Origin of the sequence: Kosakonia sp. 1610 (assembly GCF_050435845.1) — a bacterium.
Taxonomy (GTDB): domain Bacteria; phylum Pseudomonadota; class Gammaproteobacteria; order Enterobacterales; family Enterobacteriaceae; genus Kosakonia; species Kosakonia cowanii.
In genome coordinates, this window is sequence record NZ_JBNDKZ010000003.1 from 386402 (window position 1) to 410811 (window position 24410).

The 24410-nt window shown below is 57.0% G+C and carries 21 protein-coding genes; 16 read left to right on the top strand and 5 right to left on the bottom strand.

Annotated features, from left to right (window positions below):
• Positions 1-157: 157 nt before the first annotated feature.
• From leuD to leuL, 5 genes are all read right to left on the bottom strand, one after another.
• Positions 158-763, bottom strand: coding sequence for a 3-isopropylmalate dehydratase small subunit (leuD, locus tag ABIC80_RS12495; RefSeq protein ID WP_263753273.1), 606 nt, complete (start codon positions 761-763; stop codon positions 158-160).
• Between the two features lie 10 nt (positions 764-773).
• Entirely contained in the window at positions 774-2177 is a 1404-nt protein-coding gene (gene leuC, locus ABIC80_RS12500) for a 3-isopropylmalate dehydratase large subunit (RefSeq protein WP_042718365.1), read from the bottom strand.
• Between the two features lie 2 nt (positions 2178-2179).
• A complete protein-coding gene (gene leuB / locus ABIC80_RS12505; RefSeq protein WP_023480275.1) occupies positions 2180-3271 on the bottom strand; it encodes a 3-isopropylmalate dehydrogenase in 1092 nt (363 codons plus the stop codon).
• The gene (gene leuA / locus ABIC80_RS12510; RefSeq protein WP_023480193.1) at positions 3271-4845 is read right to left on the bottom strand and encodes a 2-isopropylmalate synthase; all 1575 of its coding nucleotides are present in this window, start codon (positions 4843-4845) and stop codon (positions 3271-3273) included. Before leuA ends, leuB begins: the two co-directional genes overlap by 1 nt.
• 92 nt (positions 4846-4937) lie before the next feature.
• A complete protein-coding gene (gene leuL, locus ABIC80_RS12515) occupies positions 4938-5024 on the bottom strand; it encodes a leu operon leader peptide (protein WP_429177418.1) in 87 nt (28 codons plus the stop codon).
• 479 nt (positions 5025-5503) lie between these two features.
• On the opposite strand from leuL, the gene leuO reads away from it, so the two are divergent.
• The 16 genes from leuO to ABIC80_RS12595 all read left to right on the top strand — a co-directional run bounded on the left by leuO (position 5504) and on the right by ABIC80_RS12595 (position 24409).
• Positions 5504-6466 carry a transcriptional regulator LeuO gene (gene leuO, locus ABIC80_RS12520; protein WP_429177372.1) on the top strand — a complete coding sequence of 321 codons (963 nt, stop codon included), beginning with the start codon at positions 5504-5506 and terminating at the stop codon, positions 6464-6466.
• A gap of 386 nt (positions 6467-6852) precedes the next feature.
• The gene (ilvI, locus tag ABIC80_RS12525; protein WP_200134237.1) at positions 6853-8577 is read left to right on the top strand and encodes an acetolactate synthase 3 large subunit; all 1725 of its coding nucleotides are present in this window, start codon (positions 6853-6855) and stop codon (positions 8575-8577) included.
• A 2-nt stretch (positions 8578-8579) separates the two neighbouring features.
• A complete protein-coding gene (ilvN, locus tag ABIC80_RS12530; protein ID WP_007373137.1) occupies positions 8580-9071 on the top strand; it encodes an acetolactate synthase small subunit in 492 nt (163 codons plus the stop codon).
• A gap of 177 nt (positions 9072-9248) precedes the next feature.
• The gene (gene cra / locus ABIC80_RS12535; protein WP_042718373.1) at positions 9249-10253 is read left to right on the top strand and encodes a catabolite repressor/activator; all 1005 of its coding nucleotides are present in this window, start codon (positions 9249-9251) and stop codon (positions 10251-10253) included.
• Positions 10254-10874: 621 nt separating this feature from the next.
• Entirely contained in the window at positions 10875-11333 is a 459-nt protein-coding gene (gene mraZ, locus ABIC80_RS12540; protein WP_023480198.1) for a division/cell wall cluster transcriptional repressor MraZ, read from the top strand.
• 2 nt (positions 11334-11335) lie between these two features.
• Positions 11336-12277 (top strand): 16S rRNA (cytosine(1402)-N(4))-methyltransferase RsmH, encoded by a 942-nt coding sequence (rsmH, locus tag ABIC80_RS12545; protein ID WP_023480357.1) that lies wholly within the window; start codon positions 11336-11338, stop codon positions 12275-12277.
• A complete protein-coding gene (gene ftsL, locus ABIC80_RS12550; RefSeq protein WP_023480380.1) occupies positions 12274-12639 on the top strand; it encodes a cell division protein FtsL in 366 nt (121 codons plus the stop codon). Before rsmH ends, ftsL begins: the two co-directional genes overlap by 4 nt.
• 25 nt (positions 12640-12664) lie before the next feature.
• Entirely contained in the window at positions 12665-14431 is a 1767-nt protein-coding gene (locus ABIC80_RS12555) for a peptidoglycan glycosyltransferase FtsI (RefSeq protein ID WP_023480405.1), read from the top strand.
• A complete protein-coding gene (gene murE / locus ABIC80_RS12560; RefSeq protein WP_429177374.1) occupies positions 14418-15905 on the top strand; it encodes a UDP-N-acetylmuramoyl-L-alanyl-D-glutamate--2,6-diaminopimelate ligase in 1488 nt (495 codons plus the stop codon). The genes ABIC80_RS12555 and murE overlap by 14 nt, the downstream gene beginning before the upstream one ends.
• Positions 15902-17260: a UDP-N-acetylmuramoyl-tripeptide--D-alanyl-D-alanine ligase gene (gene murF / locus ABIC80_RS12565; protein ID WP_429177376.1), complete on the top strand. Its 1359-nt coding sequence runs from the start codon at positions 15902-15904 to the stop codon at positions 17258-17260. The genes murE and murF overlap by 4 nt, the downstream gene beginning before the upstream one ends.
• Positions 17254-18336, top strand: coding sequence for a phospho-N-acetylmuramoyl-pentapeptide-transferase (gene mraY, locus ABIC80_RS12570; RefSeq protein ID WP_023480302.1), 1083 nt, complete (start codon positions 17254-17256; stop codon positions 18334-18336). The genes murF and mraY overlap by 7 nt, the downstream gene beginning before the upstream one ends.
• 2 nt (positions 18337-18338) lie before the next feature.
• Positions 18339-19655, top strand: coding sequence for a UDP-N-acetylmuramoyl-L-alanine--D-glutamate ligase (gene murD / locus ABIC80_RS12575; RefSeq protein WP_312605072.1), 1317 nt, complete (start codon positions 18339-18341; stop codon positions 19653-19655).
• Positions 19655-20896, top strand: coding sequence for a cell division protein FtsW (ftsW, locus tag ABIC80_RS12580; RefSeq protein WP_054802800.1), 1242 nt, complete (start codon positions 19655-19657; stop codon positions 20894-20896). Before murD ends, ftsW begins: the two co-directional genes overlap by 1 nt.
• The gene (gene murG, locus ABIC80_RS12585) at positions 20896-21963 is read left to right on the top strand and encodes an undecaprenyldiphospho-muramoylpentapeptide beta-N-acetylglucosaminyltransferase (protein WP_429177378.1); all 1068 of its coding nucleotides are present in this window, start codon (positions 20896-20898) and stop codon (positions 21961-21963) included. The genes ftsW and murG overlap by 1 nt, the downstream gene beginning before the upstream one ends.
• 60 nt (positions 21964-22023) lie before the next feature.
• Positions 22024-23496, top strand: a complete 1473-nt coding sequence (gene murC, locus ABIC80_RS12590; RefSeq protein WP_094419358.1) for a UDP-N-acetylmuramate--L-alanine ligase — start codon at positions 22024-22026, stop codon at positions 23494-23496.
• Positions 23489-24409, top strand: coding sequence for a D-alanine--D-alanine ligase (locus ABIC80_RS12595; protein WP_429177380.1), 921 nt, complete (start codon positions 23489-23491; stop codon positions 24407-24409). The genes murC and ABIC80_RS12595 overlap by 8 nt, the downstream gene beginning before the upstream one ends.
• Position 24410: the final 1 nt, after the last annotated feature.

The window sequence follows — 24410 nt, forward strand, 5'->3', positions numbered from 1 at the left end:
CGGCGGTTCAATTGCCGGATGGCGGCGTTGCCTTATCCGGCCTACGGGTAACAATGCAAATGTGAAGAGTAGGCCGGATAAGCGTTAGCGCCATCCGGCAAACAAACTCGCACGATGCCGACTGCCGGATAACCCTCCGGCAATCAGCGTCAGGCTATCAACCCATAAACGCGGGTTGTTTTGCTTCGTAAGCAGCAATGGCGTCGTCGTGTTGCAGCGTCAGGCCAATGCTGTCCAGACCGTTCAGCATGCAGTGGCGGCGGAAGGCGTCGAGCGTAAAGCTGTAGGATTTCCCACCCGCCTTCACCACCTGCGCCTGCAGATCCACCTCAAAGGTAATGCCCGGGCTGCTCTGCACCAGCGCAAACAGCTCATCCACCTCTTCGTCGCTCAGCGTCACTGGCAGCAGCTGGTTGTTAAAGCTGTTGCCATAGAAGATGTCGGCAAAGCTTGGCGCAATCACCACTTTAAAGCCGTAATCCGTCAGCGCCCACGGCGCATGCTCGCGCGAGGAGCCACAGCCAAAGTTCTCCCGCGCCAGCAAAATCGACGCCCCTTTGTACTCTGGAAAGTTGAGCACGAACTCCGGGTTCGGCTGCTCGCCCTTATCGTCGAGGAAACGCCAGTCGTTAAACAGATGCGCGCCAAAACCGGTGCGCGTCACCTTCTGCAAAAACTGCTTCGGGATAATGGCGTCGGTATCGACGTTAGCGGCATCCAGCGGAACCACCAGCCCGGTATGTTGGGTAAATTTCTCTGCCATGGTGATCTCCTTAAGCCTGCAAATGACGAATATCAGCGAAACGACCGGTTACTGCCGCAGCGGCGGCCATTGCCGGGCTGACCAGATGGGTGCGTCCGCCGCGGCCCTGACGGCCTTCAAAGTTACGGTTGCTGGTAGAGGCACAGCGCTCGCCCGGGTTCAGGCGGTCGTTGTTCATCGCCAGGCACATCGAGCAGCCCGGCAGACGCCACTCAAAACCGGCTTCGATAAAGATCTTATCCAGCCCTTCCGCTTCCGCCTGCGCTTTCACTGGGCCGGAGCCAGGAACCACCAGCGCCTGCACGCCCGGTGCCACTTTACGCCCTTTGGCAATTGCCGCGGCTGCGCGTAAATCTTCAATGCGCGAGTTGGTGCAGGAGCCGATAAAGACTTTGTCGATCGCCACGTCGGTCAGCGGTACGCCCGGTTTCAGTCCCATATAGGCCAGCGCTTTTTCCGCCGAGGCACGCTCGACCGGATCGGCGAAGGAGGCCGGATCGGGGATGATCTCGGTGACCGAGATCACCTGGCCTGGGTTAGTGCCCCAGGTGACCTGCGGGGCGATATCTTCTGCCTGCAGGGTGACAACGCGGTCAAAGTGGGCGCCTTCATCGGTATGCAGCGTCTTCCAGTAAGCGACCGCTTCGTCGAAATCTTTGCCCTTCGGCGCATGCAGGCGACCCTGCACGTAGTTAAAGGTGGTCTCATCCGGCGCGACCAGGCCCGCTTTCGCACCCATCTCAATCGCCATATTGCACAGCGTCATGCGGCCTTCCATGCTGAGCGCGCGGATCGCGTCGCCGCAGAACTCCACCACGTGACCGGTGCCGCCAGCGCTGCCGGTTTTGCCAATAATCGCCAGCACAATATCTTTGGCGGTAATCCCCGGCGCAGCGGTGCCGTTGACTTCAATCTTCATGGTTTTGGCGCGCCCTTGCTTCAGGGTCTGCGTCGCCAGCACATGTTCCACTTCTGAAGTGCCGATGCCGAACGCCAGCGCACCAAACGCGCCGTGCGTGGCGGTGTGGGAGTCGCCGCAGACGATGGTCATACCCGGCAGGGTGATGCCCTGTTCCGGACCCATCACGTGCACGATGCCCTGATAGGGGTGGTTCAGGTCATACAGCTCGACGCCAAATTCGTTGCAGTTCTTAATCAGCTCCTGCATCTGAATACGCGCCATCTCGCCGGAGGCGTTGATATCTTTGGTCTGCGTTGAGACGTTGTGATCCATCGTGGCGAAGGTTTTGCCCGGCTGACGCACCGGGCGATTGTGCGCGCGCAGGCCATCAAACGCCTGCGGCGAGGTCACTTCATGCACCAGATGGCGGTCGATATAGAGCAGCGGGGTCTCGTTCGGCGCTTCATAGACCACATGGGCGTCAAATAACTTTTCGTACAAACTCTTAGCCATGATTACACCCCTTCTGCGACATAACGAGCGATGATATCGCCCATCTCATCGGTACTGACTGCGGACGCGCCACGCGCTAAATCGCCGGTGCGCACGCCCTCTTCTAAAGCCCGGTTAATGGCCTGTTCAATCGCCGTTGCCGCCTCGTCTGCATTCAGGCTGTAGCGCAGCAGCAGCGCCAGCGACAGGATCTGCGCGATCGGGTTGGCAATATTTTTGCCCGCGATATCCGGCGCGGAGCCGCCCGCCGGTTCATACAAGCCAAAGCCCTGCTCATTCAGGCTGGCAGAGGGCAGCATGCCCATTGAGCCGGTGATCATCGCGCACTCGTCGGAGAGGATATCGCCGAACAGGTTGGAGCAAAGCAGCACGTCGAACTGGGACGGATCTTTAATCAGCTGCATGGTGGCGTTATCGATATACATATGCGCCAGCTCAATGTCCGGATATTCGCCCGCGATCTCATTGACGATTTCACGCCACAGCAGCGAAGTTTGCAGCACGTTGGCTTTATCAATGGAGTGGACTTTTTTGCCGCGTTTGCGCGCCGACTCGAAAGCGATACGCGCGATGCGCTCGATCTCAAAGCGGTGATAAATTTCGGTGTCGTAAGCTTTCTCATGCTGACCGCTGCCTTCGCGCCCTTTCGGTTGGCCGAAGTAGATGCCGCCGGTCAGTTCGCGTACGCACAGGATATCGAAACCGTTGGCGGCGATATCTTCGCGCAGCGGGCAGAAGGCTTCCAGGCCCGCATAGAGTTTGGCCGGACGCAGGTTGCTGAACAGCTTGAAGTGTTTACGCAGCGGCAGCAGCGCGCCGCGCTCCGGCTGCTGCGCTGGCGGCAGGTTTTCCCATTTCGGGCCGCCGACGGAGCCAAACAGAATTGCATCGGCCTGCTCGCAACCTTCGACCGTCGCCTGCGGCAGCGGATTGCCATGACGGTCAATGGCGATACCGCCAACGTCGTAATGGCTGGTGGTAATACGCATCGCGAAACGGCTACGCACGGCTTCCAGTACTTTCAGGGCTTGCGCCATCACTTCCGGGCCAATGCCGTCGCCCGGCAGCACGGCAATATGGTAACTCTTCGACATCACACGGTTTCCTTGTTGTTTTCTTTGTTCTGCGCTTTACGTTGCAACTCTTTTTCCACTTCGGCGGCGCGCCAGATGGTGTTCAGCACGTTGACCATCGCTTTGACGGAGGACTCAACGATATCTGTTGCCAGGCCGATGCCGTGGAAGCGGCGGTTGTTGTAATTGACGACGATATCAACCTGGCCCAGCGCATCTTTACCGTGGCCTTTCGCGGTCAGGCTGTATTTCACCAGCTCGATGTCATACTCGGTGACGCGGTTAATCGCCTGGTAGACTGCATCGACCGGCCCGTTGCCATTGGCGGCTTCGGCTTTGATCTCCTCGCCGCAGGCCAGTTTCACCGAGGCGGTGGCGATATCGTTGGAGCCGGACTGCACATTGAAGTACTCCAGGCGGAAATGCTCCGGCTCTTCCTGCTGTTTGTTGATAAAGGCCAGCGCTTCCAGATCGTAATCAAAGACCTGACCCTTTTTATCCGCCAGCTTCAGGAAGGCGTCGTACAGGTTATCCAGGTTGTAGTCACTCTCCTGATAGCCCATCTCTTCCATACGGTGTTTGACCGCTGCGCGACCGGAGCGTGAAGTCAGGTTCAGCTGCACCTGATTCAGGCCGATCGACTCTGGCGTCATGATTTCGTAGTTTTCGCGGTTTTTCAGCACGCCATCCTGGTGGATGCCGGAGGAGTGGGCGAAGGCGCCGGTGCCGACGATCGCTTTGTTGGCCGGGATCGGCATATTGCAGATCTGCGCCACGGTCTGGCTGGTGCGCCAGATCTCCTGATGATTGATGCGGGTGTGCACATTCATAATGTCTTTGCGCACTTTGATCGCCATGATCACCTCTTCCAGTGAACAGTTACCGGCACGTTCGCCGATGCCGTTCATCGCGCCTTCTACCTGGCGCGCGCCGGCATGCACGGCGGCAATCGAATTACCGACGGCCAGGCCTAAGTCATCATGGGTGTGGACAGAAATAATGGCTTTATCAATGTTTGGAACACGGTCATACAGGCCGGTAATGATATTGGCGAACTCGAAGGGCATGGTGTAGCCCACGGTATCCGGGATATTGATGGTTTTCGCCCCGGCATTGATTGCCGCTTCGACGACGCGCGCCAGATCCTCAATCGGCGTACGCCCGGCATCTTCACAGGAAAACTCCACATCATCGGTATAGTTACGCGCACGTTTCACCATATAGATGGCGCGCTCAATCACCTCATCCAGCGTGCTGCGCAGCTTGGTGGCGATATGCATTGGCGAGGTGGCGATAAAGGTGTGAATGCGGAACGCTTCAGCCACTTTCAGCGACTCTGCGGCGACATCAATATCTTTCTCAACGCAGCGTGCCAGGGCGCAGACACGGCTGTTTTTTACCTGGCGGGCGATGGTCTGTACGGACTCAAAATCGCCCGGTGACGAGACCGGAAAACCGACTTCCATCACATCAACACCCATACGCTCCAGCGCCAGGGCGATCTGCAGCTTCTCTTTCACACTCAGGCTTGCCTGCAATGCCTGTTCACCGTCACGTAAGGTGGTATCGAAAATTACGACTTGCTGCTGGCTCATGGTTTAGATCCTTGTTCGCTTTGGCCGCCTCGCTACGAGCATAAAAAAACCCGCGCCAAGGCGCGGGTTCTTAGTCTTAACAGGAAGACGATTCAGTTCTGAGTGTCGTCCACCGGTCTACCGCGCACAGTTGATGCGTTTAGTAGTAGTAGACCAGCGAAACGAACGTGATGAATCATGAATCTTGCTCCCGTGAAAACCGATATGCTTTTAGTGGTACTGGATACGCACTTTGATGTCAACCCCCCGGCGAAATCTGGCGATGTGGAAGCGCAAATCTCCGCGCACTGTTTTAGTTTAATCTGCTGTCTAATTAGCGTGATCGCGACATTCTTGCTTGTTGTGCTGATAAGACTTTTCGTAAGAAAAAGCGAAGGGAAGGTTCGGGGAATTAATAATCCTTTTCGGCGAGATGTTAAAGAAAATGGTGGGTAGGGCAATCGACTTATGATTATCGTTACAAAACAGCTATGGAAGTGAAAATATTAAAAATTAATTTATATTACAGGGCTGAGTAATGCTTTTTTTAATTTCATCCAGGAAATTAAATGTAAGCTTTATATATTCCTAAATTTTCACACTGCGCTTCTAATAATGCTATATGCGTGATAAATCATCTTCCTGAATATTATTATTACACAAGTCAAGGGAGTTTATCATGACGACGGATTGCAATTTTCCCGGGGAAAGTATTTATAATCAAAAGGTTAATGACGGCGAGAAGCCACAATTACGTTCGGTTGATCTCAATTTACTGACCGTTTTTGATGCCGTTATGCAGGAACAAAACATTACGCGTGCAGCCCATGCGTTGGGTATGTCTCAACCCGCCGTCAGTAATGCCGTTGCGCGTCTTAAGGTGATGTTTAACGACGAACTTTTTGTTCGTTATGGTCGAGGTATTCAACCTACCGCACGTTCGTATCAGCTTTTTGGCGCGATAAGACAGGCACTTCAGTTGGTGCAAAATGAACTGCCTGGCTCCGGTTTTGATCCACAAAGCAGCGAGCGGATTTTTAATCTTTGCGTATGCAGTCCACTCGATAATTTCTTGACTTCGGTTATTTACAATAATGTGAAAGCCGTCGCACCAAATATAAAACTGATATTCAAATCTGATCTAAATCACAGTACCGAACATCAGTTGCGCTATCAGGAAATAGAGTTTGTGATCGGCTATGAAGAATTTCGTCGTCCGGAGTTTTCCTGCGTCCCGCTGTTTAAAGATGAAATGGTGCTGGCGGTGAGCCAACAACATCCGCGCATCGCTGACCTGAAGACGGAAAACAGCCTGTTTAACGAGCAGCACGCCGTTGTTTCGCTGGAGCGCTACGCCTCTTTCAGCCAGCCCTGGTACGACACGGTCGAAAAGCGCAACCGCATTGCCTATCAAGGAATGGCGCTGCCCAGCGTATTAAACGTTGTCTCTCAAACCCATCTGGTCGCTATTGCGCCGCGCTGGCTGGTGGAGCGCTTTGCCAGCGGGCTGGCGCTGCATACGCTGCCGTTGCCGCTTACGCTCAATAGCCGTACCTGCTGCCTCTCATGGCACGAATCCGCTGGTCGGGATAAGGGGCATCAGTGGATGGAGGAGCTGCTGGTGTCGGTCTGTAGCCACTAAGCGGCGTGCGGAATAAACCGGTCAGCTGAATTCCGGTTTATTCTGCCTTTATCTATATAACCACTATTTTATTCTGATTTATCCCGCCAGCGAATCTCTGCACGATGTTAAAAATGCATGAATTACTGAACATTCCCTTATCACAGCGATCAATGGTCATCGTCGCGGCTTATTACAGACGTTTTCACCAGCTCTTTATTTAAGACCTCCTGTTTCTGCTTTTAGCGGGGCTTTTCCTCGCCTGAGGTCGGATTGCCTGCCAGATTTTGAGCGGTTATGGTAACTGCCATTCATAATCAGAAAGCAGGATGTCCTGTTCTGAACAGAGCGACAGTGCGGAAATGAGTTCTGCCGTCAGTCGACAAACGTAAGCCTGGAGGCAAAGCATGGAGATGTTGTCTGGAGCCGAGATGGTCGTACGATCGCTCATCGATCAAGGCGTAAAGAAGGTATTCGGCTACCCCGGAGGCGCGGTACTTGATATCTACGACGCCCTGCATACCGTCGGTGGCATCGAGCATGTGCTGGTGCGCCATGAGCAGGCGGCCGTTCACATGGCAGACGGGCTGGCACGTGCGACAGGTGAAGTGGGGGTAGTGCTGGTGACTTCCGGCCCCGGCGCGACAAACGCCATCACCGGTATCGCGACAGCTTATATGGACTCCATCCCGCTGGTGGTGCTCTCCGGTCAGGTAGCGACCTCGCTGATTGGTTACGACGCCTTCCAGGAGTGCGACATGGTGGGCATCTCCCGCCCGGTGGTGAAACACAGCTTTCTGGTGAAGCAGGCGGAAGATATCCCCGGCGTATTAAAAAAGGCGTTCTGGCTCGCTGCCAGCGGACGTCCCGGTCCGGTGGTGGTGGATCTGCCGAAAGATATTATGAACCCCGCGAACAAGCTGCCCTATCTCTGGCCGGAGTCGGTCAGCATGCGCTCCTATAACCCGACCACGCAGGGGCACAAAGGGCAGATCAAACGCGCGCTGCAAACCCTGGTTGCCGCCAAAAAGCCGGTCTTCTATGTCGGCGGTGGGGCGATTACTTCTGCCTGCGACGCCCCGTTGCGCCAGCTGGCTGAAACGCTGAATGCACCGGTGGTCTCTTCATTAATGGGGCTGGGCGTCTTCCCGGCTTCCCATCGTCAGTCGCTCGGTATGCTCGGTATGCACGGGACCTATGAAGCGAATATGACGATGCATCATGCCGACGTGATCTTTGCCGTTGGCGTGCGTTTTGACGATCGCACCACCAATAATTTGCTGAAGTACTGCCCCGACGCGACGGTGCTGCATATCGATATCGATCCCACCTCTATCTCTAAAACCGTGCAGGCGGATGTGCCGATTGTTGGCGATGCGCGCCAGGTGCTGGAGCAGATGCTCGAGTTGCTTGAACAGGAGCGCGCCTCGCAGCCGCACGATGAGATCCGCGACTGGTGGCTGCGCATTGAGCAGTGGCGCGCGCGCCAGTGCCTGAAATATGACACGCAAAGCGAAAGCATTAAACCGCAGGCGGTGATTGAGGCTGCCTGGCGTCTGACCAAGGGCGACGCTTACGTCACCTCCGATGTTGGTCAGCACCAGATGTTTGCCGCGCTCTATTACCGCTTTGATAAACCGCGCCGCTGGATCAACTCCGGCGGCCTCGGCACGATGGGCTTCGGCTTGCCTGCCGCGCTGGGCGTAAAAATGGCACTGCCGGACGAGACGGTGATTTGCGTCACCGGCGACGGCAGTATCCAGATGAATATCCAGGAGCTTTCGACGGCGCTGCAATATGAGCTGCCGGTGCTGGTTCTCAACCTTAACAACCGCTACCTCGGCATGGTGAAGCAGTGGCAGGATATGATCTACTCCGGGCGCCACTCGCAATCTTATATGGAGTCTTTACCAGATTTCGCCCGTCTCGCCGAAGCGTATGGCCATGTTGGTATCCGCATTACCCGTCCGGAAGAGCTGGAGGCGAAGCTCGCCGAGGCGCTGGAGCAGGTGAAAAACAATCGTCTGGTCTTTGTCGATGTGACCGTTGACGGAAGTGAACACGTTTATCCGATGCAGATCCGCGGCGGCGGCATGGATGAGATGTGGTTAAGCAAAACGGAGAGAACCTGATTATGCGCCGGATATTGTCTGTCTTACTGGAAAACGAATCGGGCGCGTTATCGCGCGTCATTGGCCTCTTCTCACAGCGCGGCTACAACATTGAGAGCCTGACGGTCGCGCCAACGGACGATCCCACCCTGTCGCGGATGACCATCCAGACCGTGGGCGATCAAAAGGTCCTTGAACAGATCGAGAAGCAGCTGCACAAACTGGTGGACGTGCTGCGCGTAAACGAGCTGGGGCAGGGGGCCTATGTTGAGCGTGAGATCATGCTGGTGAAGATCCAGGCCAGCGGCTATGGCCGTGAAGAGGTTAAACGCAACGCGGAGATCTTCCGCGGGCAGATCATTGACGTCACGCCGTCGATTTACACGGTTCAGCTCGCCGGCACCAGCGACAAGCTGGATGCGTTCCTCGCCACAATCCGTGATGTAGCGAAGATTGTTGAAGTAGCGCGCTCCGGCGTGGTCGGTTTATCACGCGGCGATAAAATCATGCGCTAATGCGAGCAAGGTTCCACATTTTTAAGCCCGGCTGATTATGCCGGGCTTTTTTTTGCGAAATCAGCCGGAAGCAGAGAGAAAAGCGGTTGCCGCAGTAACCTTTCTGCGCTTAGATGTTATGGAAATTAACCTATATCCCTAAAAAGGTTATGGTGCGCATCATTTTAAGGGGCAATTGTGAAACTGGATGAAATCGCCCGGCTCGCCGGCGTCTCACGAACCACGGCAAGCTACGTCATTAACGGAAAGGCGAAGCAGTATCGTGTCAGCGATAAAACCGTAGAGAAAGTTATGGCGGTCGTTCGTGAGCATAACTACCACCCGAATGCGGTGGCAGCTGGGTTACGAGCAGGACGCACCCGATCGATTGGACTGGTCATTCCCGATCTGGAAAACACAAGCTATACCCGTATTGCTAATTATCTGGAGCGTCAGGCGCGCCAGCGCGGCTACCAGCTGCTGATCGCCTGTTCTGAAGATCAGCCCGATAACGAGATGCGTTGCATCGAACATCTGCTGCAACGGCAGGTGGATGCGATCATCGTCTCGACCTCGCTTCCGCCGGAGCACCCCTTCTATCAGCGCTGGGCGAATGACGCCTTCCCGATTGTCGCGCTGGATCGCGCGCTGGATCGTGAACACTTCACCAGCGTAGTCGGGGCCGATCAGGAGGATTCAGAGATGCTGGCGGCGGAGCTGCGTAAAATGCCGGCGGAGCGCGTGCTCTATTTAGGCGCGCTGCCGGAGCTCTCGGTGAGCTTCTTGCGCGAGCAGGGTTTCCGCACCGCCTGGAAAGACGATCCCCGCGAGGTGAAGTATCTCTACGCCAATGGCTATGAGCGCGACGCCGCCGCCCAGTTATTTGAAAAGTGGCTGGAAACGAACGAGATGCCGGAAGCGATGTTTATCACCTCTTTCGCGCTGCTGCAGGGCGTGCTGGATGTGACGCTGCGCCGCGACGGCAAGCTGCCTTCCAATCTGTCGATAGCCACCTTTGGCGATCATGAACTGCTCGATTTCCTGCAGTGTCCGGTGCTGGCCGTGGCGCAGCGTCACCGTGACGTTGCCGAGCGGGTGCTCGAGATCGTGCTGGCAAGCCTTGATGAGCCGCGCAAGCCGAAGCCGGGGTTAAGCCGTATTCGACGTAATCTCTATCGACGCGGCATATTAAGCCGGGTATAAATAAACGCAATTAAGGCAGCGCCCGCTGCCTTTTTCCTTTTCAACATTTCGCCTTAATCGAAATAGTGCTATTTAACTCCTCAGATAAATCCTTAATTTACGAAGATGCTCTGATTTATTATTTCTTTAAGTTTCTTTACTTCCGATTTCTCACTGCCCGTTAAGAAGTTACTGATGATGATTTCTGTATTGAATTGTTACATCTCCTGATCGCATTCGATTAATTAACAACCACTTTTGTTGAGAGGAACATCACCTTAGCGAAACCGGGGCTAAGTTAGCGCCAGCTCCTGCATCTGGCGCTGTTAAGTCGCGCCGTTATGCCTTAAAATGCCGCCCGCGTCGCAAACTGACACTTTATATTTCGCGTACAGAAACGGAATGGTCTGAAACCCCAGGGCCTATATTCCCCCCTTTTTTCTTGCAAATATTCATGACGTTAATTTGCCTCGTAAGCTGAGCACTATTTCACCGACGCTGATATTCATTACGAATAAGGGATCTTTTGTTCTTGTTGGCCTTTGCGCTGGCTTGACAAGCTTTTCCTCCGCTCCGTAAACTCCCTCGGTGGGGTTTTGTGGGATAAAGTGGTGGAAATGATCATGCGGGGGTAAACCGGACATGTTCCGTGGCGCGACGTTAGTCAATCTCGACAGCAAAGGGCGGTTATCCGTTCCGACCCGTTATCGGGATTCGCTGCAGGAGAGTGCCTCCGGCCAGATGGTCTGTACCATTGATATTCGCCACACATGCCTGCTGCTTTACCCTCTGCCCGAATGGGAAATTATCGAGCAAAAACTGTCGCGGCTGTCGAGCATGAACCCGCTTGAGCGGCGCGTACAACGTTTATTGCTGGGGCATGCCAGCGAGTGCCAGATGGATAGCGCCGGTCGCATCTTAATTGCGCCTGTCTTACGGCAGCACGCCGGGCTAACCAAAGAAGTGATGCTGGTCGGACAGTTCAATAAATTTGAGCTGTGGGATGAAACGACCTGGTATCAACAGGTCAGGGAAGATATTGACGCTGAGCAATCCGGTTCCGAAGGACTTTCGGATCGGTTGCAGGATTTGTCTCTTTAATGATGATGGAAAATTTTAAACACACAACGGTGCTGCTGGATGAGGCCGTTAACGGCCTGAATATTCGTCCGGATGGCATTTACATTGATGGCACTTTTGGTCGCGGTGGACACTCGCGCCTGATCCTCTCCCAACTGGGGGCGGAAGGCCGCTTGCTGGCAATCGATCGCGATCCGCAGGCAATTGAAGTTGCGAAGACCATTAATGACCCGCGCTTCTCCATCATTCATGGACCCTTTTCTGCGCTCGCTGATTATGTCAGCGAGCGCGATCTTATTGGCAAGATCGACGGCATTCTTCTCGATCTTGGCGTCTCTTCACCGCAGCTTGACGATCCGGAACGCGGCTTCTCCTTTATGCGAGACGGCCCGCTGGATATGCGTATGGATCCGACGCGCGGCCAGTCTGCCGCCCAGTGGCTGCAAACCGCAGACGAAGCGGATATCGCCTGGGTGCTGAAAACCTTTGGCGAAGAGCGCTTTGCCAAACGCATCGCCCGCGCCATCGTCGAGCGTAACCGCCTCGATCCGATGACCCGCACCAAAGCGCTGGCGGAAGTGGTAGCAGCAGCGACGCCGATAAAAGATAAGTTTAAACATCCCGCGACCCGTACCTTCCAGGCGGTGCGCATCTGGGTGAACAGTGAACTGGAGGAGATAGAGCAGGCGCTAAAAAACTCGCTCGATGTGCTGGCCCCGGGAGGCCGGCTTTCTGTCATCAGCTTCCACTCGCTGGAAGACCGCATTGTGAAACGCTTTATGCGTGAGCAAAGCCGTGGGCCGCAGGTTCCTGCCGGGCTGCCGATGACCGAAGCGCAACTCAGCAAGCTGGGTGGCCGTCAACTGCGAGCCTTAGGAAAAATGATGCCGGGCGAAGAAGAAGTGGCGGAAAACCCACGTGCCCGTAGTTCAGTTCTGCGTATTGCAGAGAGGACGAACGCATGATCGGCAGAGTGACAGAGACCCTCAGCAAAGTTAAGGGATCGTTAGGAAGCAGCGAGCGCCATGCCTTGCCTGGCGTGATCGGCGACGATCTTTTGCGGTTCGGGAAACTGCCACTCTGCCTGTTCATTTGCATCATCATGACGGCCATCACGGTCGTCACCACCGCGCACCATACCCGTTTGTTAACCGCACAGCGTGAACAACTGGTGATTGAGCGCGACGCGCTGGATATCGAATGGCGCAACCTGATTCTTGAAGAGAACGCCCTCGGCGATCATAGCCGGGTCGAACGGATTGCTACCGAGAAGCTGCAGATGCAGCACGTCGATCCTTCACAGGAAAATATTGTGGTGCAGAAATAGCGATGAAAAAGGAACAACCCAGCGCATGAAAGCCGCGGCGAAGATGGTGAAAGCGAAACGCCAGGAAGAGCAGGCCAACTTTATAAGTTGGCGTTTTGCGTTGCTTTGCGGCTGTATTTTATTGGCGCTCGGCTTCCTGATTGGTCGCGTCGCGTATCTGCAAATCATCAACCCCGATATGCTGGTGCGCCAGGGCGATATGCGCTCGCTGCGCGTGCAGGAGGTGGCGACCTCGCGCGGGATGATCACCGACCGCTCCGGACGTCCGCTGGCGGTCAGCGTGCCGGTAAAAGCGATCTGGGCTGACCCGAAAGAGCTGCATGACGCAGGCGGCGTAACGCTGGATAACCGCTGGAAAGCGCTCTCCGATGCGCTCAATATGCCGCTCGACCAGCTCGCCTCGCGCATTAACGCCAACCCGAAGATGCGCTTTATCTATCTTGCCCGCCAGGTCAATCCGGATCTGGGGGACTACATCAAAAAACTCAAGCTTCCCGGCATTCATCTGCGCGAAGAGTCGCGCCGCTACTACCCGTCCGGGGAAGTGACCGCTCACCTGATCGGCTTTACTAACGTCGACAGCCAGGGGATTGAAGGGGTCGAAAAAAGCTTTGATAAGTGGCTTACCGGCCAGCCGGGCGAGCGCATCGTGCGTAAAGATCGCTATGGCCGCGTGATTGAGGATATCTCCTCGACCGACAGCCAGGCGGCGCACAACCTCGCGCTGAGCATTGACGAACGTCTGCAGGCGCTGGTTTACCGCGAGCTGAACAACGCGGTGGCATTTAACAAAGCCGAGTCCGGCAGCGCCGTGCTGGTGGATGTTAACACTGGCGAAGTGCTGGCGATGGCCAACAGCCCCTCCTATAACCCGAACAACTTCTCCGGCACCGCCAAAGACGCGATGCGTAACCGCGCTATCACCGACGTTTTCGAACCCGGTTCGACGGTGAAACCTATGGTGGTAATGACCGCGCTGCAACGCGGCGTGGTTAACCCCAATACGGTGCTTAACACCGTGCCTTACCGAATTAACGGTCACGAAATCAAAGACGTGGCGCGCTATAGCGAATTGACCCTTACCGGGGTGCTGCAGAAGTCGAGTAACGTTGGCGTATCCAAGCTGGCGTTAGCGATGCCCTCCTCAGCGTTAGTAGATACTTACTCACGTTTTGGACTGGGAAAAACGACCAATTTGGGGATGGTCGGGGAACGCAGTGGCTTATTTCCTCAAAAACAACGGTGGTCTGACATAGAGAGGGCCACCTTCTCTTTCGGCTACGGGCTAATGGTAACGCCGTTACAGTTAGCGCGAGTCTACGCAACCATTGGCAGCTACGGCATCTATCGCCCGCTGTCGATTACCAAAGTCGATCCGCCCGTACCGGGTGAGCGCGTCTTCAACGAATCCATTGTCCGCACCGTGGTGCACATGATGGAGAGCGTGGCGCTGCCGGGCGGCGGCGGGGTAAAAGCGGCCATCAAGGGCTATCGCATCGCGATCAAAACCGGTACCGCGAAAAAAGTCGGGCCGGATGGGCGCTACATCAACAAATACATTGCATACACTGCGGGCGTCGCGCCTGCCAGCCGGCCGCGCTTTGCGCTGGTGGTGGTCATTAACGATCCGCAAGCGGGCAAATACTACGGTGGCGCGGTCTCTGCGCCGGTCTTCGGTGCCATCATGGGCGGCGTACTGCGCACCATGAACATCGAGCCGGATGCGCTGACCACGGGCGAAAAAAGTGAGTTTGTAATTAATCAAGGCGAGGGATCAGGTGGCAGATCGTAATTTGCGCGACCTTCTCGCTCCGTGGGTACCGATGCTACCTGCGCGAGCACTACGAGAGATGACACTCGACAGCCGTGTGGCTGCGTCGGGCGATCTCTTCGTGGCGGTGGTCGGTCATCAGGCGGACGGGCGTCGTTATATCCCGCAGGCGATTGCGCAAGGTGTTGCTGCCATTATTGCTGAGGCGAAAGACGAGGCAAATGACGGTGAAATTCGTGAAATGCACGGCGTGCCGGTGGTTTACTTAAGCCAGTTGAATGAGCGCCTCTCTGCGCTGGCGGGCCGTTTCTACGGCGAGCCGTCAGACCAGTTGCGCCTGATTGGCGTCACCGGTACCAACGGTAAAACCACCACCACGCAGCTGTTAGCGCAGTGGAGCCAACTGCTCGGCGAAACCAGTGCGGTGATGGGCACGGTCGGCAACGGCCTGCTTGGTAAAGTGGTGCCGACGGAAAACACCACCGGTTCAGCGGTCGATGTTCAGCATGTGATTGCCGGTCTTGCGGAGCAGGGCGCTACCCTTGCCGCGATGGAGGTCTCCTCCCATGGTTTAGTTCAGCATCGCGTGGCGGCGCTGAAATTCGCCGCCTCGGTGTTCACCAATTTAAGCCGCGATCACCTCGATTATCACGGTGATATGACCCATTACGAAGCCGCCAAATGGCTGCTCTTCTCCTCGCACCACTATGGTCAGGCGATCATCAACGCCGATGACGAAGTGGGCCGCCGCTGGCTGGCAAACCTGCCGGATGCGGTTGCCGTGTCGATGGAAGGCCATATCAACCCGGATTGCCACGGGCGCTGGCTGAAAACTCTGAGCGTCGATTACCACGATAGCGGGGCGACCATTCGCTTTGACTCCAGCTGGGGCGAAGGGAAAATCGAAAGCCGCCTGATGGGCGCGTTTAACGTCAGCAACCTGCTGCTGGCGCTGGCAACCCTGCTGGCGCTTGGCTATCCCCTCAGCGATCTGCTGAAAACCGCTCCCCGCCTGCAACCCGTTTGCGGCCGGATGGAAGTGTTCAGCGCGCCGGGCAAACCGACGGTGGTGGTGGATTATGCCCACACGCCGGACGCGCTGGAAAAAGCGCTGCAGGCCGCGCGCCTGCACTGCACAGGAAAACTGTGGTGCGTCTTTGGCTGCGGCGGCGATCGTGACAAGGGCAAACGTCCGCTGATGGGCGCGATTGCCGAAGAGTTTGCCGATGTGCCGGTCGTCACCGATGACAACCCGCGCACCGAAGAGCCGCGCGCCATCATTAATGACATTCTCGCCGGTATGCTCGACGCCGGACGCGCGCATGTGGTGGAGGGCCGCGCCGAAGCGGTGACCAACGCCATTATGCAGGCCAAAGAGAATGATGTGGTGCTGCTGGCAGGTAAAGGCCATGAAGATTATCAGATTGTCGGCACCCACCGTCTCGATTACTCAGACCGTGTCACCGCCGCGCGTCTGCTGGGGGTAGTAGCATGATTAGCGTAACGCTCAGCCAGCTTGCCGGCACGCTGCACGGTGAACTTTTAGGTCAGGACGTCACAATTGACGCCGTGACCAGCGATACCCGTAAACTGACGCCGGGCTGCCTGTTTGTGGCGCTGAAAGGCGAACGTTTCGACGCCCACGATTTTGCCGAGCAAGCCAAAGCGGGCGGCGCGGGCGCGCTGCTGGTGAGCCGCAAACTGGATACCGATCTGCCGCAGCTGGTGGTGAGTGATACCCGCCAGGCCTTTGGCGAACTGGCGGCATGGGTGCGTCAGCAGGTGCCGACGCGCGTCGTTGCGCTGACCGGCTCCTCCGGTAAAACCTCGGTGAAAGAGATGACCGCCGCCATTCTGGGCGAGTGCGGCAATACGCTCTACACCGCGGGTAACCTGAACAATGACATCGGCGTGCCGATGACCCTGCTGCGTCTCACCAAAGAGCATCAGTACGCGGTGATTGAGCTGGGTGCTAACCACCAGGGTGAAATCGCCTGGACCGTCAGCCTGACCCGCCCGGAAGCGGCGCTGGTTAACAACCTGGCCGCTGCGCATCTGGAAGGGTTCGGATCGCTGGCGGGCGTGGCGAAGGCGAAAGGTGAAATCTACACCGGCCTGCCGGCCAACGGCATCGCCATTCTCAATGCCGATAACAATGACTGGCTGAACTGGCAGAGCATTATCGGCGATCTCAAAGTGTGGCGCTTCTCGCCCAACGCGGCGAACAGCGATTTTACCGCCACCAATGTGCATATCACCTCGCACGGCACCGAGTTCACGCTGCAAACGCCGACCGGCAATGCCGAGGTGACTTTACCCCTGCCGGGGCGTCACAACATTGCTAACGCGCTGGCAGCAACCGCGCTGGCGATGGCGGTGGGCGCATCCTTGGATGCGGTGAAACAGGGCCTGGCGAAGCTGAAAGCGGTGCCGGGCCGTCTCTTCCCGGTGCGTCTTGGTGAAAACCAGCTGCTGCTGGACGATACCTATAACGCTAACGTCGGGTCGATGACCGCCGCAGCGCACGTGCTGGCAGAGATGCCTGGCTACCGCGTGATGGTGGTGGGCGATATGGCGGAGCTGGGCGATGAGAGCGAAGCCTGCCACGTTCAGGTCGGCGAAGCGGCGAAAGCCGTCGGTATCGACAAGGTGCTGAGCGTCGGCACATTAAGTAAAGCGCTCAGCGACGCCAGCGGCGTTGGCGAGCATTTCAACGATAAAGCTGCGGCCACGGCGCGTTTAACAGCGCTGATTGCCGAGCACCCAATGATTACCATTTTAGTGAAAGGTTCACGTAGCTCCGCCATGGAAGAGGTGGTACGCGACTTACAGGAGAACGGGACATGTTAGTTTGGCTGGCCGAGCATTTGGTCAAATATTATTCCGGCTTTAACGTCTTTTCCTATCTGACGTTTCGCGCCATCGTCAGCCTGCTGACCGCGCTCTTCATCTCATTGTGGATGGGGCCGCGCATGATCGCCCGCTTGCAGAAACTCTCTTTTGGCCAGGTCGTGCGTAACGACGGCCCGGAATCGCACTTCAGTAAACGCGGTACGCCGACAATGGGCGGGATTATGATCCTGACCGCAATTGTTGTCTCCGTGCTGCTGTGGGCTTACCCCTCCAACCCCTACGTCTGGTGCGTACTGGTGGTGCTGGTGGGCTACGGCATCATCGGCTTTGTCGATGATTACCGCAAAGTGGTGCGCAAAGATACCAAGGGGCTTATCGCCCGCTGGAAGTACTTCTGGATGTCAGTGATTGCGCTGGGCGTCGCGTTTGCGCTCTACCTTGCCGGAAAAGATACCCCCGCCACCGAACTGGTGGTGCCGTTCTTTAAAGATGTAATGCCGCAGCTCGGTCTGTTCTATGTGCTGCTCGCTTACTTTGTGATTGTCGGCACCGGTAACGCCGTCAACCTGACGGATGGCCTCGATGGCCTGGCGATTATGCCGACCGTCTTTGTCGCAGGCGGTTTCGCGCTGGTGGCGTGGGCGACCGGTAACATGAACTTCGCCAATTATCTGCACATTCCTTATCTGCGTCACGCGGGTGAGCTGGTGATCGTCTGTACGGCGATTGTCGGTGCCGGGCTCGGTTTCCTGTGGTTTAACACCTATCCGGCGCAGGTCTTTATGGGCGATGTTGGATCGCTGGCGCTCGGCGGCGCGCTCGGCATTATCGCCGTGCTGCTGCGCCAGGAGTTCCTGCTGGTGATTATGGGCGGCGTCTTTGTGGTGGAAACGCTGTCGGTGATTTTGCAGGTTGGCTCGTTCAAACTGCGCGGCCAGCGCATTTTCCGTATGGCGCCGATTCACCACCACTATGAATTGAAGGGCTGGCCGGAGCCGCGCGTGATTGTGCGCTTCTGGATTATTTCGCTGATGCTGGTGCTGATTGGCCTGGCAACGCTGAAGGTACGTTAATCATGGCAGATTACCAGGGTAAAAAAGTCGTCATTATCGGTTTAGGCCTGACGGGCCTTTCCTGCGTGGACTTTTTCCTCGCGCGCGGCGTCACGCCTAAGGTGATGGATACCCGTACGTCGCCGCCGGGGCTGGATAAGCTGCCGGAAACGGTCGAGCGCCATCTTGGTAGTCTTAACGATAACTGGTTGCAGAGCGCCGATCTGATTGTCGCCAGCCCCGGTATGGCGCTGGCGCATCCGTCGCTGAGTGCCGCTGCGGACGCGGGTGTCGAGATTGTCGGCGATATCGAGCTTTTCTGCCGTGAAGCGCAGGCACCGATCATCGCCATTACCGGCTCGAACGGCAAAAGCACCGTCACCAAACTGATCGGTGAGATGGCGGAAGCGGCCGGTAAAAATGTTGGCGTCGGCGGCAATATCGGCCTGCCAGCGCTAATGCTGCTGGACGAGGCGCGCGAGCTGTATGTGCTGGAGCTCTCCAGCTTCCAGCTGGAAACCACCTCCAGCCTGCACGCCGTGGCGGCAACCATTCTCAACGTTACTGAAGATCATATGGATCGCTATCCGTTTGGCCTGCAGCAGTACCGCGCCGCCAAACTGCGTATCTATGAAAACGCCAAAGTGTGCGTGGTCAATGCCGATGACGCTCTGACCATGCCGGTTCGCGGTGCCGATGAGCGCTGCGTCAGCTTTGGCGTTGACGTTGGTGACTATCACCTCAACCGCCAGCAGGGCGAAATCTGGCTGCGGGTAAAAGGTGAGAAGGTGCTGAACGTCAAAGAGATGAAACTGAGCGGCCAGCATAACTACACCAACGCGCTGGCGGCGCTGGCACTGGCGGATGCGGCAGGTTTACCGCGCGCCAGCAGCCTGAAGGCGCTGACCACCTTTGGCGGGCTGGCGCACCGCTTCCAGCTGGCGTTTGAGCATAACGGCGTGCGCTGGATCAACGACTCGAAAGCGACCAACGTCGGTAGTACCGAAGCGGCGCTTAATGGTTTGCAGGTGGAAGGGACGCTGCATCTGCTGCTGGGCGGCGACGGCAAATCGGCGGACTTCACGCCGCTGAAGCGCTATCTCGGTGGCGATCGTATTCGTCTTTACTGCTTCGGGCGCGATGGCGCTGAGCTGGCTGCGCTGCGCCCGGATGTGGCTGAACAGACAGAAACTATGGATCAGGCGATGCGCTTAATTGCCGCGCGCGTGCAGCCAGGCGATATGGTGCTGTTGTCGCCGGCCTGTGCCAGCCTCGATCAGTTTAAGAATTTCGAACAACGGGGCGACCAGTTCACCCGTCTGGCGCAGGAGTTAGGCTAATGCGTTTAACGCTTCCCCGCCCGAGAATGCCGCGTCTGCCAGGTTATGGGATCCTGGCGTGGCTGTTTGCGGCATTGAAAGGCTGGGTCATGGGCTCGCGACAGAAAGATACCGACAGCCTGGTGATGTACGACCGCACGCTGCTGTGGTTGACGCTCGGCCTGGCGGCGATCGGCTTCATTATGGTGACCTCGGCGTCAATGCCGGTCGGTCAGCGTTTGACGGACGATCCCTTCTTCTTCGCTAAACGTCACGGGCTCTATCTGTTCCTGTCGTTCTGTATGGCGATGATCACGCTGCGTCTGCCGATGGAGTTCTGGCAGAAGTACAGCTCGGTAATGCTGATTGCGGCGATCATTATGCTGTTAGTGGTGCTGGTGGTGGGGAGTTCGATCAACGGTGCATCGCGCTGGATTGACCTTGGCATCATGCGCTTCCAGCCGGCGGAGTTCACCAAGCTGTCGCTCTTCTGCTACCTGGCGAACTACCTGGTGCGCAAAGTGGACGAGGTGCGTAATAACCTGCGCGGCTTCTTAAAACCGATGGGCGTGATCCTCGTGCTGGCGGTCCTGCTGCTGGCGCAGCCTGACCTCGGTACGGTGGTGGTGCTGTTTATTACTACGCTGGCGATGCTGTTCCTCGCGGGTGCGAAGCTGTGGCAGTTCATCGCCATTATCGGCATGGGTATCTCGGCAGTGGTGCTGCTGATCCTCGCCGAACCCTATCGTATTCGCCGCGTAACCTCCTTCTGGAACCCGTGGGAAGATCCGTTTGGCAGCGGATATCAGTTAACCCAGTCGCTGATGGCGTTTGGCCGCGGCGAGCTGTGGGGGCAGGGGCTCGGCAACTCGGTGCAGAAGCTGGAGTATCTGCCGGAAGCGCATACCGACTTTATCTTCTCCATCATCGGCGAAGAACTCGGTTATATCGGTGTGGTAGCCGCACTTTTAATGGTATTCTTCGTCGCTTTCCGCGCCATGTCCATTGGCAGAAAAGCGCTGGAGATTGACCACCGCTTCTCCGGTTTCCTTGCCTGCTCCATTGGTATCTGGTTTAGCTTCCAGGCGCTGGTTAACGTCGGTGCGGCAGCCGGTATGCTGCCGACCAAAGGCTTAACCCTGCCGCTGATCAGTTACGGCGGCTCCAGTTTATTAATTATGTCGACGGCGATTACGCTGTTGCTACGGATAGATTATGAAACGCGTCTGAAGAAAGCTCAGGCGTTTACACGAGGTGTGTGATGAGTGGTCAACCTAAGCGGTTAATGGTGATGGCAGGCGGAACCGGCGGGCATGTTTTCCCCGGTCTCGCCGTGGCGCACCATTTGATGGATCAGGGCTGGCAAGTACGCTGGCTCGGAACCGCCGATCGTATGGAGGCTGACCTGGTGCCGAAACATGGCATTGATATCGACTTCATCCGCATCTCCGGCCTGCGCGGCAAAGGGCTGAAAGCGCTGCTGCTCGCGCCGGTGCGTATCTTTAATGCCTGGCGTCAGGCGCGCGACATTATGAAGCGCTTCAAGCCGGACGTGGTGCTGGGCATGGGCGGGTATGTTTCCGGCCCTGGCGGTCTTGCCGCCTGGTCGCTCGGTATTCCGGTTGTCCTGCATGAGCAGAATGGTGTTGCCGGTTTGACCAACAAGTGGCTGGCGAAGATCGCCACCAAAGTGATGCAGGCGTTTCCCGGCGCATTTCCGAAAGCGGAAGTGGTGGGGAACCCGGTGCGCGTCGATGTGCTGGCGCTGCCCCTGCCGCAGATGCGCCTGCCGGGCCGCGAAGGACCCATTCGCGTGCTGGTAGTTGGTGGCTCGCAGGGCGCGCGCGTGCTGAACCAGACCATGCCGCAGGTGGCGGCTAAACTGGGCGCGGCGATCACCATCTGGCATCAGAGTGGGAAAGGCGCGCAGCAGGATGTCGAGCAGGCATATGCCACTGCGGGTCAGGCGCAGCATAAAGTTACTGAATTTATTGACGATATGGCTAAAGCCTATGCGTGGGCGGATGTGGTCGTTTGCCGCTCCGGCGCGCTGACGGTAAGCGAAATCGCCGCTGCCGGTCTGCCAGCGCTGTTTGTGCCGTTCCAGCACAAAGACAGACAGCAGTACTGGAATGCCCTGCCGCTGGAGAAAGTGGGCGCGGCGAAGATCCTCGAACAGCCGCAGTTTACCGTTGATGCCGTGGCAGCAACGCTTGCGGGCTGGGATCGTGAAGCATTAAGAGAGATGGCGGAACGCGCGCGCGCGGCAGCCATCCCCGACGCCACCGAGCGGGTGGCGCATGAAGTGAGCCTTGCGGCTCAAGGTTAAATCGTGGCGACGCCTGTTTGCGTCGCGCCAATTTTTTTAGAAGTTGATGGCGTTTAGAAAATGAATACACAAGAACTTGCGAAACTGCGTTTAATCGTGCCCGAGATGCGTCGCGTCCGGCACATTCACTTCGTTGGCATCGGCGGTGCTGGCATGGGCGGTATTGCCGAAGTGCTGGCCAACGAAGGCTACCAGATTAGCGGTTCTGATTTAGCGCCAAACCCGGTGACGCAGCAGCTGACGTCCCTTGGTGCCACCATCTACTTCAACCATCGCCCGGAAAATGTGCTCGATGCGAGCGTTGTAGTGGTCTCCAGCGCCATCTCTGCCGATAACCCAGAGATTGTTGCCGCACAGGAAGCACGTATCCCGGTGATCCGCCGCGCGGAGATGCTGGCTGAATTAATGCGTTTTCGTCACGGCATCGCTATCGCCGGGACGCACGGAAAAACGACCACCACCGCCATGGTCTCCAGTATCTACGCAGAAGCGGGCCTGGATCCGACCTTCGTTAACGGCGGGCTGGTAAAAGCGGCCGGGGTGCATGCGCGCCTCGGTCATAGCCGTTATCTGATTGCCGAAGCGGATGAGAGCGATGCCTCCTTCCTGCACCTGCAACCGATGGTGGCGATTGTGACCAATATCGAAGCCGACCATATGGATACGTACCAGGGCGACTTCGAGAATTTGAAAACGACCTTTATCAACTTCCTGCACAACCTGCCGTTTTATGGCCGTGCGGTGATGTGTGTTGATGACCCGGTGATTCGCGAGCTGTTGCCGCGCGTTGGTCGTCAAATTACCACCTATGGATTTAGCGATGACGCCGATGTGCGCATTGAAGAGTACCGCCAGCAGGGGCCGCAGGGCCACTTTACGCTGGTACGCCAGGATAAACCGGCGCTGCGCGTGACGCTCAATGCGCCGGGTCGCCACAATGCGCTTAATGCCGCAGCGGCGGTGGCCGTGGCGACGGAAGAGGGGATTGATGACGAAGCGATTCTGCGCGCGCTGGAGAGCTTCCAGGGCACCGGCCGCCGCTTTGATTTCCTCGGCGAGTTCCCGTTGGAAGCGGTGAATGGCAACAGCGGCAGTGCGATGCTGGTTGATGATTACGGCCACCATCCAACGGAAGTGGACGCCACGATCAAAGCCGCGCGCGCCGGCTGGCCGGATAAAAATCTGGTGATGATTTTCCAGCCGCACCGCTATACGCGTACCCGCGATCTCTATGACGATTTCGCCAACGTGCTGACGCAGGTGGATAAGCTGCTGATGCTGGAAGTTTACGCCGCGGGTGAAACGGCGATCCCGGGTGCTGACAGCCGTTCGCTGTGCCGCACGATCCGCGGTCGCGGCAAGATCGACCCGATCCTGGTCTCCGATCCGGATCAGGTGGCAGCGATGCTGGCTCCGGTGCTGACCGGTAACGATCTGATCCTGATTCAGGGCGCAGGTAATATCGGCAAGATCGCCCGCAGCCTCGCGCAGTGCAAACTGGTTCCGCAAAGCGAGGAGGTGCAGCGTGGCTGAGAAAGTTGCCGTTCTGCTGGGTGGTACCTCCGCCGAGCGCGATGTGTCGCTTAATTCAGGCGCGGCTGTGCTTGCCGGGCTGCGTGAAGGTGGTGTTGACGCCCATGCCATCGATCCGCGCGAGGTTGATGTAACCCGCCTGAAAGAGATGGGCTTCAGTAAAGCGTTTATCGCGCTGCACGGTCGCGGCGGTGAAGATGGCACGTTGCAGGGTCTGCTGGAATTGACCGGCGTTCCCTACACCGGCAGCGGCGTGATGGCCTCTGCGATTTCAATGGATAAACTGCGCAGCAAACTGCTGTGGCAGGGCGCGGGTTTACCGGTTGCGCCATGGGTTGCGCTGACGCGCAGCGAGTTTGAATCAGGCCTGCAAGTGTCTGATATTCAAAGTATTGAAGCGTTGGGATTGCCCCTGATCGTTAAGCCAAGCCGTGAAGGCTCCAGCGTCGGGATGTCAAAGGTCAACGAAAGTAGCGATCTGCAGGCGGCTTTAGCGCTTGCTTTTCAACACGATGATGAAGTTCTGATCGAAAAATGGCTCAGTGGCCCGGAATTTACCGTCGCGTTGCTTGGAAATGAAATTTTACCGTCGATTCGCATTCAACCGGCGGGAATCTTCTATGATTATGAGGCGAAGTATCTCTCTGATGAGACGCAGTATTTCTGTCCATCAGGTCTGGAAGCAGAGCGGGAAGCGGCTTTACAGGCGCTGATCGCCAAAGCGTGGCAGGTTTTAGGCTGCCGCGGCTGGGGACGAATCGATGCGATGCTCGACAGTGATGGTCAATTTTATTTGCTGGAAGCGAATACCTCGCCGGGTATGACCAGCCATAGCCTGGTGCCGATGGCGGCGCGTCAGGCGGGGCTGAGCTTTACCCAGCTTGTTGTTCGTATTCTGGAGCTGGCGGAGTGAT